The 13,827-nt window shown below is 62.4% G+C and carries 12 protein-coding genes and 1 tRNA gene; 9 read left to right on the forward strand and 4 right to left on the reverse strand.

The window, feature by feature from the left end; genetic code table 11:
• Positions 1–2: 2 nt before the first annotated feature.
• Positions 3–1,202 (forward strand): galactokinase, encoded by a 1,200-nt coding sequence (galK, locus tag DAD186_RS02395; protein ID WP_065247364.1) that lies wholly within the window; start codon positions 3–5, stop codon positions 1,200–1,202.
• A 6-nt stretch (positions 1,203–1,208) separates the two neighbouring features.
• Here the strand turns inward: galK and DAD186_RS02400 are convergent, their stop codons facing one another.
• Together DAD186_RS02400 and DAD186_RS02405 are read right to left on the reverse strand one after the other, a co-directional pair.
• The gene (locus tag DAD186_RS02400; RefSeq protein WP_065247365.1) at positions 1,209–2,255 is read right to left on the reverse strand and encodes an adenosine deaminase; all 1,047 of its coding nucleotides are present in this window, start codon (positions 2,253–2,255) and stop codon (positions 1,209–1,211) included.
• A gap of 3 nt (positions 2,256–2,258) precedes the next feature.
• Entirely contained in the window at positions 2,259–3,482 is a 1,224-nt protein-coding gene (locus tag DAD186_RS02405; RefSeq protein WP_065247366.1) for a pyridoxal phosphate-dependent aminotransferase, read from the reverse strand.
• A gap of 218 nt (positions 3,483–3,700) precedes the next feature.
• On the opposite strand from DAD186_RS02405, the gene DAD186_RS02410 reads away from it, so the two are divergent.
• From DAD186_RS02410 to rplA, 5 genes are all read left to right on the forward strand, one after another.
• Positions 3,701–3,773, forward strand: a tRNA-Trp gene (locus DAD186_RS02410).
• Between the two features lie 71 nt (positions 3,774–3,844).
• Positions 3,845–4,108, forward strand: coding sequence for a preprotein translocase subunit SecE (secE, locus tag DAD186_RS02415; RefSeq protein ID WP_065247367.1), 264 nt, complete (start codon positions 3,845–3,847; stop codon positions 4,106–4,108).
• Positions 4,109–4,136: 28 nt separating this feature from the next.
• Positions 4,137–4,892 carry a transcription termination/antitermination protein NusG gene (gene nusG / locus DAD186_RS02420; protein ID WP_065247368.1) on the forward strand — a complete coding sequence of 252 codons (756 nt, stop codon included), beginning with the start codon at positions 4,137–4,139 and terminating at the stop codon, positions 4,890–4,892.
• Positions 4,893–4,973: 81 nt separating this feature from the next.
• Positions 4,974–5,405, forward strand: a complete 432-nt coding sequence (gene rplK, locus DAD186_RS02425) for a 50S ribosomal protein L11 (RefSeq protein ID WP_055089313.1) — start codon at positions 4,974–4,976, stop codon at positions 5,403–5,405.
• Between the two features lie 6 nt (positions 5,406–5,411).
• A complete protein-coding gene (gene rplA, locus DAD186_RS02430; protein WP_065247369.1) occupies positions 5,412–6,131 on the forward strand; it encodes a 50S ribosomal protein L1 in 720 nt (239 codons plus the stop codon).
• 89 nt (positions 6,132–6,220) lie between these two features.
• Here rplA and DAD186_RS02435 read toward each other — a convergent pair whose 3' ends face one another.
• On the reverse strand, positions 6,221–7,804 hold the full coding sequence (locus tag DAD186_RS02435; RefSeq protein ID WP_065247370.1) for a peptide MFS transporter: 1,584 nt from the start codon (positions 7,802–7,804) through the stop codon (positions 6,221–6,223).
• Positions 7,805–8,168: 364 nt separating this feature from the next.
• Here DAD186_RS02435 and DAD186_RS02440 point away from each other — a divergent pair, with 364 nt between their 5' ends.
• Positions 8,169–9,350, forward strand: a complete 1,182-nt coding sequence (locus DAD186_RS02440) for a Gfo/Idh/MocA family protein (protein ID WP_065248684.1) — start codon at positions 8,169–8,171, stop codon at positions 9,348–9,350.
• Positions 9,351–9,430: 80 nt separating this feature from the next.
• Here the strand turns inward: DAD186_RS02440 and adhE are convergent, their stop codons facing one another.
• Positions 9,431–12,046 carry a bifunctional acetaldehyde-CoA/alcohol dehydrogenase gene (gene adhE / locus DAD186_RS02445; protein ID WP_065247371.1) on the reverse strand — a complete coding sequence of 872 codons (2,616 nt, stop codon included), beginning with the start codon at positions 12,044–12,046 and terminating at the stop codon, positions 9,431–9,433.
• A gap of 681 nt (positions 12,047–12,727) precedes the next feature.
• Here adhE and rplJ point away from each other — a divergent pair.
• Both rplJ and rplL read left to right on the forward strand, forming a co-directional pair.
• Complete coding sequence (gene rplJ / locus DAD186_RS02450; protein ID WP_065247372.1) at positions 12,728–13,243, forward strand: 50S ribosomal protein L10; 516 nt, start codon at positions 12,728–12,730, stop codon at positions 13,241–13,243.
• A 117-nt stretch (positions 13,244–13,360) separates the two neighbouring features.
• A complete protein-coding gene (gene rplL / locus DAD186_RS02455) occupies positions 13,361–13,747 on the forward strand; it encodes a 50S ribosomal protein L7/L12 (protein ID WP_016664006.1) in 387 nt (128 codons plus the stop codon).
• Positions 13,748–13,827: the final 80 nt, after the last annotated feature.

Genomic DNA, 13,827 nt, shown 5'->3' on the forward strand with positions numbered 1-13,827 from the left:
GTATGACTGAGTTGCATGCTGCTCCCCACGACGCCGATGCCATCGAGAAGGTTTCCCGCGAATTTAGGGAGGCTTTCGGCAGCGAACCGGAGGGTGTGTTTTCGGCCCCCGGCCGCGTGAACATCATCGGCGAACACGTGGACTACCAGCAGGGCCTGTGTGTGCCCATGGCAATCTCGCACCGCTGTTTCGTTGCCGCGCGGCGCACTGATGCGGGCGTCGTGCGGATGCGTTCGGTGCAATCCAGCGAGACGGTCGAGGCTCCCGCTGAGGGGCTGGCCCCCGGCGCGGTGGACGGTTGGGCGTCCTATGTGGCGGGCGTCGTGTGGGCGCTCGCGGACCGCTTTGACGGGGGAGTCGCGAGCGGCGTCGATCTGCTGATTGACGGCTACGTTCCGCTCGGCGCGGGGCTCAGTTCGAGCGCAGCCCTCGAATGCGCGGTTGCCGCGGCGATTGAGGAACTGTGCAAACTCGGCACCACGCCGCACGAACGGATCCGCGCGGCGATCAAGGCAGAAACGGAATTCGCAGGAGCGGCCACGGGCGGGCTCGACCAGTCCGCGTCAATCCTCTGCGAGGAGGGCCACGCAATTCTTCTCGACTGCCGGGATTTTTCGACGACGTCCGTTCCTTGGGACCTCGCCGGTCAGGGTCTCGCGCTGCTCATCATTGACACGCGTGCCCCGCACAGCCTCGTGGGCGGCGAGTATGCGGAGCGCAGGGCGCAGGCCGAAGCGGGGGCGCGTGCGCTGGGCGTGGAAAGCTTGCGGGATGTCCCGTTCGAGGGGGCTTCCGACGTTTGCCGTGGCATCACCGATCCCGTGGTCCAAAGGCGCAGCAGGCACATCATCAATGAGATCGAGCGCGTGCGCGAGTTCGCCGAGATTCTTGAGACGGGCTCGATTCGCGAAGGCCTTGGACGCATTGCCGAGCTGCTCAATGCTTCGCACGACTCCCTTCGCGACGACTACGAGGTGACCGTTCCGGAGCTCGATGTCGCGGTGGAGGCGGCACGCGAAGCAGGTGCCCACGGCGCGCGTATGACGGGCGGCGGCTTCGGCGGAAGCGTGATCGCGCTTGTGGAGGCGGAGCGCGTTGAGGCCGTGGCGGGCGCGGTGGAGAGCGCCTTCGCCGAGCATTCCTTTACCGAACCGGTGTTCTTCCTCGCGACGCCGAGCCGCGGCGCCGGACGCGACCGCTAGGAGTCTTTAGCCTTCACCCTCGTACCAGGCGCTCACGCGTGCGAGCTGCGCGTGCTTCTCCGTCTCGCTCATGCGCGATGCGCGGATGGATCCCGCGGCGAGATCCGCGATCTCTCGATCGGTCATGCCCATCGCGCGAACGGCTTCGTATTGCGCGAGCAGTCGTGAGCCAAAGAGGAGCGGGTCGTCGGCGCCGAGGGCGATTGTTGCGCCGTAGCGGGCTAGCTGTGGCACGGGCACGTCGCTGATATCGCGGTAGACGCCGAGGGACACATTTGATGCCGGGCACACTTCGAGCGCAATATCGCGTTCGACGAGTGTCTCGAGCAGGCGGGGGTCTTCGATCGAGCGTACGCCGTGGCCGAGACGCGTGGGCTCGAGGGAGTCGACAACCTCGTGAATGTGGGGCGGGCCGAGGAGTTCGCCACCGTGGGGCATCGACGCGAGACCGCCGTGGCGGGCGATCCGAAAAGCCGCCGCAAAAGAGCTCGTGTCGCCGCGTCGCTCATCGTTGGAGAGGCCAAAGCCCATCACGGTGCCCGCGTACTGCACGGCGAGGCGCGCGAGAATACGCGCATCGAGGGGGTGGCGCATTCGGCTCGCCGCAACGATGATTCCCATGGAGATGCCGAGATCGCGCTCGATGGCGCGCGCTTCGTCCACGATAATCTCGATCGCGGGGGTGAGGCCGCCGACGAACGGGGCGTAACTTGTGGGGTCGATCTGGAGTTCGAGTCTCACCGAGCCCTCGGCGAGATCGTCTTCGGCCGCTTCGCGCAAGAGGCGGCGCATGATGGTCTCCGAGTTGACGACCTTGCGCGCCGCGTCGTAAAAGCGCTGAAAGCGAAACCAGCCGCGCGCGCTCGGCTCGACCTTGAGCGCCGTTTGCTCCGCGAGGGTGCGCGGTAGCCGCAGGTTCTGCGTCGAGGCGAGTTCCTGAAGCGTGTCGTGGCGCATCGATCCCGTGAAGTGCAAGTGCAAATGCGCCTTGGGGAGGGTGCGCAGGTCACGCTCACCTTCGCGGCGGGGGGCGTGAGTGCCGACGTTAGCCATGGCCTAGCCGAGCACTTTCTGAAGTCGGGACACGCCTTCCGCCAAGTCGGCGTCGGAAAGCGCGTAGCTGAGGCGGAGGTGACCCGGTGCATCGAACGCTTCCCCGGGTACGAGCGCTACTTTCGCGCGCTCGAGGATGAGGGAGGCGAGTTCGGCGGAGCTTTCGACCCGCACCCCGGCGATTTCGCGGCCGAGGAGGCCTGTGACATCGGGGAAGGCGTAGAACGCGCCGCGCGGAGTGGGGAGCGAGAGGCCGTCAATCTCCCGGAGCGTGTCGCACATGGTGCGGCGTCGGCGATCGAACGCGGCTCGCATGTCATCGAGCGGTTCGGTGGGGCCCGTGAGGGCGGCGATCGCGGCCCGCTGCGCGATGTTGTTGACGTTCGAGGTCAAGTGGCTTTGAAGCCGTGCAACGCCTTTCGCAATGTCAGGGGGAGCGATAAGCCAGCCCACGCGCCAGCCCGTCATGGCAAACGTCTTTGCCACGCCGTTGAGGAGCACCGTGCGGTTCTCGAGTTCGGGGACGAGATCGAGGATTGAGTGGAACTGGGCACCGTCATACGTGAGGTGCTGGTAGATCTCGTCGGAGAGCACCCACAGATCGTTCTCGAGGGCCCAGCGGCCGAGTTCCTCCACCTGGTGTCGCTCCATGATCGCGCCCGTGGGGTTCGAGGGCGAACACAGAAGCACCACCTTGGTGCGGGGCGTGCGCGCCGCCTCAAGTTGTTCGACCTCGGGAATGTATCCCTGATCGGCGCCAGCGCGAACTGTCACGGGAACACCTCCCGCAAGACGGATCGCCTCGGGATAGGTCGTCCAATACGGCGCGGGCAGGAGGACTTCGTCGCCCGGATCGAGGAGCGCGGCAAAGGCCTCGTAGACGGCTTGCTTGCCGCCGTTTGTGACGACGATTCGCGAGGGCTCGACGTCGAGGTTGTCGGCCTCGGAGGTTGCTCGCGCGATCGCTTCCTTAAGTTCGGGAAGGCCCGTCGCGGGGGAGTAGCGGTGATTTCTGGGGTCGCGCGCCGCGGCGATGGCAGCTTCGACGATGTGTTCGGGCGTCGGGAAGTCTGGCTCTCCGGCGCCGAAGCCGATCACGTCCTCTCCGCTCGCGGCGAGTGCCTTCGCCTTCGCGTCAACGGCGAGGGTTGCCGACTCAGCGATCGATGCGAGACGCGCAGAAAGGCGCCGTTCGTGCTGTGCGGGGGTGGAGAGATCGAGGCTCATAGCTTCGATCTTGTCAGAAAAACCATGGCGTCGTGTGAAACTGCCACGTGGGAAGCGTAAAGCAGGGCGAAGGTAGGCCGTGAGCGAAGGCATGCAAGCCGAGTGCGTCACACAATCGCTCTGAGAACGCCTGCGACTAGACCTGGACGAAGGATTCGCCTATGATCGTATCTGGCCCTTTTGAGGGCTTCGCTCCTCGGGCAGTGCTCGTGAAGCACAGGGCAGTGGCGCAATTGGTAGCGCAACGGTCTCCAAAACCGTAGGTTGCAGGTTCGAGTCCTGTCTGCCCTGCTTTTTCTTTAAGCGGAAATCCCCAGCGCCGGATCGCCACGTCGCCGACGTGGAGATGGAGAAGGAAAACGATGAGCGTTCACCCCGAGACCGATCCCACTCGTGGCGACTTCGAGCAAGAGTCGAATATCGGCACGAAGAACCCGTTTAAGGCGTGCTGGATTTTCCTTCAGCAGGTCTTCGCCGAACTGCGCAAGGTCGTCACGCCAACCGGCCGCGAGATGGTCACGTACACGATCGCGGTGGTGGCTTTCGTTGTGTGCATGATCCTTCTTGTGTTCGGCATGGACTTCGTGTTCGGCTCGCTCGCGCGCGCGCTCTTCACTGCGCACTGAAAATCTTAAGAGTAAGGAAACGAAACTCGTGGCAGAAGACATGAACGACGACCTCGCAAACGAGGCGCTCGAGACCGCCCCGGAAACGACTGAAGCCCCGGAGAGCACCGAGGCTCCCGAAAGCGCTGAGGCGACTGAGGGCACCGAGGCCCCCGTTGTGCTTGACGCAGACTCTGAAACCACAGTCGAAGACCCGGTCGTGGCACTCAAGCGTCACCTGCGTTCCGCCCCCGGTGAGTGGTACGTCATCCACTCGTACTCGGGGCACGAAAACCGCGTCAAGACCCAGCTGCTCACCCGCACCGAAACTCAGGACATGGAGGACTACATCTTCCAGGTCGAGGTGCCCATGGAGGATGCGACCGAGATCAAGAATGGCCAAAAGAAGGTCGTTCGCCGCGTGCGCATCCCCGGCTACGTGTATGTGCGCATGGACCTCACCGAAGCCTCGTGGCGCGTGGTGCGTGACACCCCCGGCGTGACCGGCTTTGTGGGAAACAGCACCGATCCTGTACCTCTCTCGTTCGATGAGATTTACTCTCTGTTGGCGCCGTCGGTCAACCTGCCCGAGAAGAAGAAGTCCTCTTCGTCGAAGGCCAAGGAAAAGGCCGTTCCGGCGTTCGAGGTGGGCGAGTCTGTCACCGTGATGGACGGCCCCTTCGAGACGATGCCCGCGACCATCGCGGACATCGACGACACCAACCAGAAACTTCGGGTTCTCGTGTCGATTTTCGGCCGCGAGACCCCGCTCGAGTTGGGCTTCGAGCAGGTCGCCAAGATCTGAAAACGCCCACCCGCACTCGCGGGACCGTAGTGGGAGGGTGTCGAACGGCATCCGCCCGAACCACGACAAGAAGGAAGAGCAATGGCTCCCAAGAAAAAGGTCGCGAGCATTATCAAGCTCCAGATCCAGGCCGGACAGGCAACGCCTGCCCCGCCGATCGGCCCGGCACTCGGTGCCGCCGGTGTGAACATCGTTGAGTTCACCAAGGCCTACAACGCCGCCACCGAAAGCCAGCGCGGCAACATCATCCCGGTTGAGATCACCGTGTACGAGGATCGCTCGTTCACGTTCATCACGAAGACGCCGCCCGCTGCACGCCTCCTCCTCAAGGCAGCTGGCCTTGATAAGGGTTCGCCCGTGCCCCACACCCAGAAGGTGGGCAAGGTGACCATGGAGCAGGTCAAGGAGATCGCGCAGACCAAGATGCCCGATCTCAACGCAAACGATATTGACGCCGCCGCGAAGATCGTGGCTGGAACCGCGCGTTCCATGGGCATCACGGTGGAGGGCTGATCCAACATGGCAAAGAAATCTAAGGCATTCAAGGACGCAGCTGCGCTCATCGAGGAAGGCCGCCACTATGCGCCCCTCGACGCCGTGCGCATCGTGAAGAAGTCCGGCTCCAAGAAGACCGATTCGACCGTCGAGGTCGCCATGCGCCTGAGCGTTGATCCCCGTAAGGCGGATCAGATGGTGCGCGGCACCGTCAACCTCCCGCACGGTACCGGTAAGACCGCCCGCGTCATCGTGTTCGCTACCGGCCCCCAGGCTGAGGCTGCGCGCGCCGCAGGTGCCGATGAAGTCGGCGACGACGACCTCATCGAGAAGGTCGCTGGCGGCTGGACCGACTTCGACACCGCCGTGGCAACCCCGAACCTCATGGGTAAGGTGGGCCGCCTCGGCCGCGTGCTCGGTCCCCGTGGCCTCATGCCGAACCCCAAGACCGGCACCGTCACGATGGACACCGCCAAGGCCGTGGGCGACATCAAGGGCGGCAAGATCGACTTCCGCGTCGACCGCGCTGCAAACCTTCACTTCATCATTGGCAAGGCCTCGTTTAGCGAGCAGCAGCTCGTCGAGAACTACGTCGCGGCGCTCGAAGAGATCCTGCGACTCAAGCCGGCGAGCTCGAAGGGCCGGTACATCTCGAAGATCACGATGTCCACGACCTTCGGTCCTGGCGTCCCGATCGACGTGAACCGCACGCGTAACCTCACCGAGGAGACCGACGAGGCCTGAGCCTCGCTCCTCCCGTAAGGGAAAAGCATAAGAATCGGGCCCCGCGCACTGCGCGGGGCCCGATTCTTATGTGTGGATCGAGAGCGTCGTTATTTCGCGACCTTCACGCCCACATCGCGTGCGCCACTAAGCTCACGCTGATCCACGTCGTCCATCTTCGACTGCACCCACGGAGCGATCAGGAACATGATGATCGCGACCACGATCGTCACTGCACCGAGGCCGTAGTAATACACGGAGTCACCGAGATTTGCCCTCTTGACCTGGTCAATGATGACCGACGTGAGACCCATGCCGACGCTCGGCGCAAGGTACCAAAGGGTCATGGTCTGCGAGGCAAACTGCTTCGGTGCGAGCTTCGTGGTCACCGAAAGGCCCACCGGGTTCATGCACAGCTCGGCAACCGTCTGCACCACAAACACAAGACCGAGGTACCAGAACGGGGCAAGCATGCCCGCACCCGGCCATGTTCCGAAGCCGTAGCCCATGAGCAATGCCGACAGCGCGATGATGACGAGAGAAAGCGCGAACTTTGCGGCCGTGTTCGGGAACTTGCCCTTGCGGCGTGTGAAGATCCACGCGATGACCGGCGAGAGCAGAAGCACCGCGGCTGGGTTGATCGACTGATAGATCTCGGGGGAGAGGTTGAGGCTGCCGATCGTGCGGTCCGTATTATTTTCGGCGAAGAACGCCATCTTGCCGGCCGCCTGCTCGAAGATCACGACGAACAGGATCTGACCGACCCACAATGGCAAGAACGCGCCGAGGTGCGTGCGCTCCTCAGCGGTGACCTTGGAGCTCTTAAACATCGTGAGGAAGTAGTAGGCGCTCATCACGAGTGCGAAGGCGAACAGCGAGTAGGCAATCGCCGAGTGCAACTCGCCGAGAAGGGCGTTGAAACCAAGAACGAGCAGGGTCGCGATGACCACAACTCCGAGGCCACCAAGGGCGAGACGCGCGCCTTCGCCCTTCTGGAGCGGGTTCGGGATGCGGTAGGCGAATTCGCCGAGCTTGTGGCGACCGTAGAAGAACGATACGAGAGCGAGCGCCATACCGACGGCAGCGGCAAGGAAGCCCACGTGGTAGCCGAAGTGGCCGCGCAAGAAGCCCACGATGAGCGGCGCGACAAGCGAGCCGACGTTGACCGACATGTAGAAGTACTGGAAGCCGGCATCGCGCCTCGGGTCGTCTTCGTCGTAGAGGCCGCCCACGATGGTTGCGAGGTTTGGCTTGATGAGGCCGGTACCGATCGCAATGCAGATAAGACCCGACCACGACGTGATCGCGGCAGGGAATGCCAGCAGCACGTGGCCGAGCATGATGACCGAACCGCCGATAAGCCCCGAGATCCACGGCCCGAGGATGCGATCGGCGATGATGCCGCCCGGGATCGTCATGAGGAGCACCGCGGCGCCGTAGGCCGACACGATGACCTGACCGGCGGTATCGGAAAGCCCGAGACCCTGGTGAGCGGCGACATCGGTGAGGAAGTACAGCAGGATCGCGCGCATGCCGAACCAGCTGAAGCGTTCCCACATCTCTACCTGAAGCATCCAGGGCAGGCCGCCAGGGTGGCCGATGAAGGATTTATCGTTCTTGGAGGGGCCCGTGCGTAGTTCCGAGGGCCGGTACTTGTAGACCGCTGAATCTTGTGCGGACGGATTGGTCGTCATCGATAAATCCTTGCTTTGTCGATCTCCTGAGGACCGCGTGTAGCGGGCGAGGGGCGGCCGGCGCACGGGTTGTGGCCGGGGTGGCGCGGGGTGTGCGCCGTGTTTCGTCCATGACATCAGACCTCGAGTACGCGGCCCGGGTCAGAAATGGGAAAAAACGTGATCGCCGCAACTACCGATCCGGATGATCGGAAAGATAAGAGGAGTAGGGACCTAGGGCACGGGAAAGAAGGGCACACAGAGGGAATGGTCCGGTCACGTCATTGACGAAAAATTTGGGCGGGCGGGCCCGTATTATCAGAGGAATAGAGACCCACGGAACGTGTGTGGACCACTCTTGGAAGGCACCCGAAAGGAAAACTCGTTGAGGCAGAGCACAGATCTTCGAGTGGGGGTGGTGGGCTTCGGTGCCCGCGGCCCTCTCGCGCGTCACGCACATAAGCCGGGTGAAGGCTCCCGCGTGTCGGTCATCGCGGATCCCTCCGAGCGAGGCAAAGCGAAAGCACGCGAAATTATCGGCGAGGACGTACGCACCGTAGACACGGTTGACGATCTCCTTTCGGGCGGTGACGTGGACGCGGTGATGATCCTTGCCCCCGATAATCTGCACGCCCCGATTGCGCTGAAGACGCTTGAGGCGCGCATTCCCACATTTACCGAAAAGCCCATGGCAATTTCGGTCGAGGATGCCGATGCAATGTTGAACCTCGCGTATGAGAAACGCGCGCGCCTGTACGTGGGGCACAACATGCGCCACATGCCGGTGATCCGGCAAATGAAAGACATGATCGAGCAAGGAAAGATTGGGCGAGTGCGTGCCATCTGGTGCCGCCACTTCGTGGGCGCCGGCGGCGATTTCTACTTCAAGGACTGGCACGCTGAGCGAGCGCGCGCCTTCTCCCTCCTGCTGCAGAAAGGCGCGCACGATATCGATGTGATCCACTGGCTCGCCGGCGGGTATACCCGGCGTGTATCGGGGATCGGGGGCCTCGAGGTCTACGGTGACATCGAGGATCGCCGGGATAATTCGGATCGTCTTATGGGGGACTGGTTCGATGCGGAAGTCTTCCCACCATCGAGGCAAAAAGAGCTCAATCCCGTGATCGATGTCGAGGACATCTCGATGCTGCACATGATGCTCGACAACGGCGTGTACGCCTCCTATCAGCAGTGCCACTTCACTCCGGATTATTGGCGCAACTACACGGTGATCGGTGACGAGGGGCGCCTCGAAAACATGGGGGATCGTGCTGGTGACCAGATTTTTCTGTGGAATTCGCGGCACTCGGGGGCGGGACGCCCGGATGAGGTGGAAGTGATCGCGAGGGCCGACGGTGGCCACGGCGGAGCAGACCCCAGGCTTATCGCGGAATTCCTCGAATTTGCGAGGAGCGGTGGCCTTACAGATGTGTCGGTTCTTGCTGCACGTGAGGCCGTTGCCACGGGCGTGTACGGGGCTCTTTCGATCCGCGCGGGCGGGCACATGCTTGACGTTCCACCCGTGCCAGCGCGCGTACGCGAGTATTTCGACTCGGGGCAGTCCTAGCTCGCACCGCCTAGCAATCATGAAGGGTGGCCCCGCCAAGCGGAGCCACCCCTCATGCACTCAGGTGGAGAGCCTTTCGACTACTTCGCGTGCGTCTCGCTGTAGTTGAGCTCGCCCTCGAACGCGTCGCGGATGAGCGCCTTGAGTTCGCTCACGAGCGGCTGCTTCGGGTTCGCGGGCGTGCACTGATCCTCGTAGGCGCGATCGGCGAGAGTGTCGATCGTCTTCTCGAGGTGCTCGATCGTGGCGCCGTTCGCCTTGAGCGACATCTCGATGCCGATATCCTCGGCGAGTTCGGTGACGGCCTTGACGAGCGAGGCAACGCCCTCCTCCGTGGTCTTCGCCGGGAGGTTGAGCGCGCGGGCGATTTCGGCGAAGTCTTCGTCGGCACGGAACGATTCATACTTCGGGAAGAGCGCGTGCTTGACGGGCTTCTTCGCGTTGTAGTTGATCACGTGCGGGAGGAAGATCGCGTTCGTGCGGCCGTGGGCGAGGTTGAACTCGGCACCGACCTTGTGCGAAAGCGAGTGCACGATGCCGAGGAAGGCATTCGCGAACGCGATGCCTGCCATCGTCGACGCGTTGTGCATGTTTTCCTTGGCCTCGCGGTCGCCCTCCAGAACGGACTTGCGGAGGTTCGCGAAGATCATTTGGATCGCGCGGAGCGAAAGTCCCTTCGTGTAGTCCGAAGCCATGGTCGACACGTACGACTCAATCGCGTGGGTGAGCGCGTCCATGCCCGAATCCGCGGCGGTGCGCGCGGGAACGGTATCCACGAACTGCGCGTCGGCGATCGCGACGTCAGGCAGGATCGCGTAGTCGGCGATCGGGTACTTCACGTGGTTCTCGGAGTCGGTGATGACCGCGAACGGGGTGCACTCCGAGCCGGTGCCCGAGGTCGTCGGGATCGCGACGAAGCTTGCTTTTTCACCGAGCTTCGGGAACGTGTAGGTGCGCTTGCGGATATCGAGGAACTTCTGCTTCATGCCGAAGTAGGAGGCATTGCCATCCTCGTAGAACATCCACATGCCCTTCGCGGCGTCCATGGCGGAGCCGCCACCGAGAGCGATGATCGTGTCGGGCTTGAACTGGTTCATCTGCTCAACGCCGCGGAATACGGTGTCCGAGCTCGGGTTGGGCTCGACATCCGAGAAGATCTGGTACTGGATCGGGTTGCGGCGTTCACGGAGCTGCTCGAGAACGATGTCAACGTAACCGAACTGCACCATGCCCGGGTCGGTCACGATGAAGGCGCGGTTGATGCCTTCCATATCGCGCAGGTACTGGGTGGAGTAGCGCTCGAAGTAGGTCTTCGGGACCTTGAACCACTGCATGTTGTTACGACGCTCCGCAATTCGCTTGATGTTGATCAGATCGATGGCCGACACGTTGCGCGACACCGAGTTGTGGCCGTAGGAGCCACAGCCGAGGGTGAGCGAGGGGATGAGGCCGTTGTAGATGTCGCCGATGCCGCCCTGCGAGCTCGGGGAGTTCACGACGATGCGGCACGCGCGCATGGCGATGCCGTATTCGCGCTCTTGCTGCTCGTCGCGCGTGTGGATCACGGCGGTGTGGCCGAGACCGCCGTGCTCAAGGAGCTGGTTGGCAAGGTCGAAGCCCTCGGCGGCGTCCCTGACGACCTTGTAGCCGAGCACGGGCATGAGCTTTTCTTGGCTGAACGGGTGGTCCTTGCCCACGCCGTCGATCGGCACGAGAAGAACCTTCGTGTCGGCGGGAACGTTGAGGCCCGCACCTTCAGCGATCTTGAGAGCGCTCGAACCCACGAGTGCCGGGTTGACGCCGCCCTTCTCGGTGATCATGAACTTCTCGAGCTTTGTGCGCTCGGTCTTGTTCAGGAAGTAGCCACCGTACTTTTCGAACTCGGCGACGAATTCCTTGTTGATGTCGGTGTGCACGAGGACGCTCTGCTCGGAGGCGCAGATCATGCCCGAATCGAAGGTCTTCGAGAGAAGAAGATCATTGACGGTGCGCGTGATCTTCGCGGTCTTGTCGACATAGACGGGAACGTTACCGGGGCCAACGCCGAGAGCGGGCTTGCCGGTCGAGTATGCGGCCTTGACCATGCCCGAGCCGCCCGTGGCGAGAACGAGGGCAACCTTGTCGTGGTTCATGAGCAGGCCGGTCGCCTCGAGCGAGGGTGTCTCGATCCACTGGACGCAGTTTTCGGGAGCGCCAGCTTCGACGGCCGCTTCGTACACGACGCGAGCGGCGTGAGCGGAGCTTTCCTGCGCACTCGGGTGGAACGCGAAGATGATCGGGTTGCGAGTCTTAAGCGCGATGAGCGACTTGAAGATTGTGGTCGAGGTCGGGTTGGTCGTCGGGGTCACGCCCGCGATGACGCCCACGGGCTCGGCAACCTCGATGACACCGCGGGTCTTGTCCTCGTGGATGATGCCCACGGTTTTATCGTGCTTGATCGAATTCCAGATGTATTCCGAAGCGAAGATGTTTTTGATGATCTTGTCTTCGTACACACCGCGCCCCGTTTCCTCGACAGCGTGCTTGGCGATCGCCATGTGCTGGTCGAGTGCGGCGAGTGCCGCGTGGTGCACGATGTGGTCGACCTGCTCCTGAGTGAAGTCGCGGAACTCCGTGAGCGCGGTAGCGCCCTTATCGGCGAGGGCGTCGATCATCGCTTGGGTGTCGACATCGGGCGTAGCTTTGGCATCTGCCATGAGCGTGTCCATCCTTTTCTGGCGGGTGGAGTGAATAGGGAAGTACGTCGTTGTGCTTCAAACCTACGTGGCCGATGTGATGCACACAACCGCGGCAACTACGAATATAGAACAAGCAAAAGTGCTGGTCATGAAGGGGGTTCGTCGTAGTGCGAAGTTTTGGCGTTGGAGGTTGAATCCGGCGTGGCGTGGCGGGCGTCGAACCCGGTCACAAACCCCATCCTAGTACCCTAGGGGCATAAGGTCCCCGTTTTACCTGCGTGTTTGTTGAGACCATAAAACCTGGGAGAAGTTGGACTTTGGGCTCAAGTTTGAAGATAGGCTTTTTGGCTCGGTAACGAGTCGGTAGGGGTTCGACGGTCGCCAGGGGATATTGGTCCCCTTTTCGTAAGTGTGGGCTGATTCACCCTCGGGTTTCGGGCAGTAAGTCTGTGGGAGGGATCACCGCATACGGGGTTTTGCTGCGGGGTGTGTGCGAGTAGAGTTGAAGTCACCGAAGACCGCCGGTCGTCGCCCTGCCATCAGGGGGACCGAAAGCTTTCACCGTGGTGAAGCGACCTGCGCAGGTGCTCAAGAAACGATACGCGTACTTCCGCGTGTCCAAGCCTTGACCCCTGCGGTCAGGGCTTTTTTCATGATTGAAGCTTTCAGGCCGGCCTCGAGACCTCTGGAAGGAGGGCCATGGCGAGGCCTGACAAGGCAGCTGCCGTTGCTGAGCTTACGGAACTGTTCCGTGAGTCGAACGCGGCAATTCTGACCGAGTACCGCGGGCTGAGCGTTGACCAGCTCAAGACGCTGCGTCGTTCGCTCGGTGCCGATACCACCTACGCCGTGGTAAAGAACACGCTCGCCGCTATCGCGGCCCGGGAAGCCGGGATTGATTCCCTCGAAGGTGACCTGAACGGCCCCACCGCGATTGCGTTCATTAAGGGTGAGCCGGTTGAACCGGCCAAGGCCCTGCGTGACTTTGCCAAGGACAACCCCATGCTGGTCGTCAAGTCCGGTTACTTTGAGGGCAACCCCCTCACGGCTGACGACGTTGAGAAGCTTGCCGATCTCGAATCGCGCGAGGTTCTTCTTGCCAAGACTGCCGGTGCCCTCAAGGCATCGATGTCGAAGGCTGTTTTCGTTCTCGCTGCGCCGCTTACCAAGGCTGCGCGCACCGTGGACGCCCTGCGTGCCAAGAACGAGGGCTGAGGCGTCGAGTCTCATCCCGAGGCGTCATGCACGCGCTCGGCACAACCTTTTACACAAACACTCGGCGCACATGCGCCAGACACCTGCGGGTGTCGCTTGACAGGAAGGACTAGCCCCATGGCTAAGCTCACCAACGAAGAGCTCATCGAAGCTTTCAAGGAAATGACCCTCATCGAGCTCTCCGAGTTCGTGAAGCAGTTCGAAGAGGTCTTTGATGTGACCGCTGCTGCCCCCGTTGCTGTTGCCGCTGCAGGCGGTGCCGCCGGTGGCGAGGCTGCCGCTGCTGAGGAAAAGGACGAATTCGACGTCATCCTCGAGTCGGTCGGTTCGGCCAAGATCGCCGTCATCAAGGAGGTGCGCGCTCTCACGGGTCTCGGCCTCAAGGAGGCGAAGGACCTCGTCGATGGCGCTCCCAAGCCGGTTCTCGAGGCTGCTTCGAAGGAAGACGCCGAGAAGGCCAAGGAGCAGCTCGAGGGCGCTGGCGCAACCGTCACCCTCAAGTGATCTCCGCGCTCTAAGCGCACTTCATAGCCGAAAAGGCCACCCCGCGCGGGGTGGCCTTTTCGTTTTCTCCATAGAAGTGT

The organism is Dermabacter vaginalis (assembly GCF_001678905.1).
In the GTDB taxonomy this organism is placed as follows: Bacteria; Actinomycetota; Actinomycetes; order Actinomycetales; family Dermabacteraceae; genus Dermabacter; species Dermabacter vaginalis.

What these genes read in the sequence shown, in the direction of transcription:
- DAD186_RS02405 (WP_065247366.1), bottom strand. Translation starts at nt 3,482, where the DNA reads ATGAGCCTCGATCTCTCCACCCCCGCACAGCACGAACGGCGCCTTTCT.
- rplJ (WP_065247372.1), top strand. Translation starts at nt 12,728, where the DNA reads ATGGCGAGGCCTGACAAGGCAGCTGCCGTTGCTGAGCTTACGGAACTG.
- rplL (WP_016664006.1), top strand. Translation starts at nt 13,361, where the DNA reads ATGGCTAAGCTCACCAACGAAGAGCTCATCGAAGCTTTCAAGGAAATG.
- DAD186_RS02400 (WP_065247365.1), bottom strand. Translation starts at nt 2,255, where the DNA reads ATGGCTAACGTCGGCACTCACGCCCCCCGCCGCGAAGGTGAGCGTGAC.
- rplK (WP_055089313.1), top strand. Translation starts at nt 4,974, where the DNA reads ATGGCTCCCAAGAAAAAGGTCGCGAGCATTATCAAGCTCCAGATCCAG.
- rplA (WP_065247369.1), top strand. Translation starts at nt 5,412, where the DNA reads ATGGCAAAGAAATCTAAGGCATTCAAGGACGCAGCTGCGCTCATCGAG.
- secE (WP_065247367.1), top strand. Translation starts at nt 3,845, where the DNA reads ATGAGCGTTCACCCCGAGACCGATCCCACTCGTGGCGACTTCGAGCAA.
- adhE (WP_065247371.1), bottom strand. Translation starts at nt 12,046, where the DNA reads ATGGCAGATGCCAAAGCTACGCCCGATGTCGACACCCAAGCGATGATC.
- DAD186_RS02435 (WP_065247370.1), bottom strand. Translation starts at nt 7,804, where the DNA reads ATGACGACCAATCCGTCCGCACAAGATTCAGCGGTCTACAAGTACCGG.
- galK (WP_065247364.1), top strand. Translation starts at nt 3, where the DNA reads ATGACTGAGTTGCATGCTGCTCCCCACGACGCCGATGCCATCGAGAAG.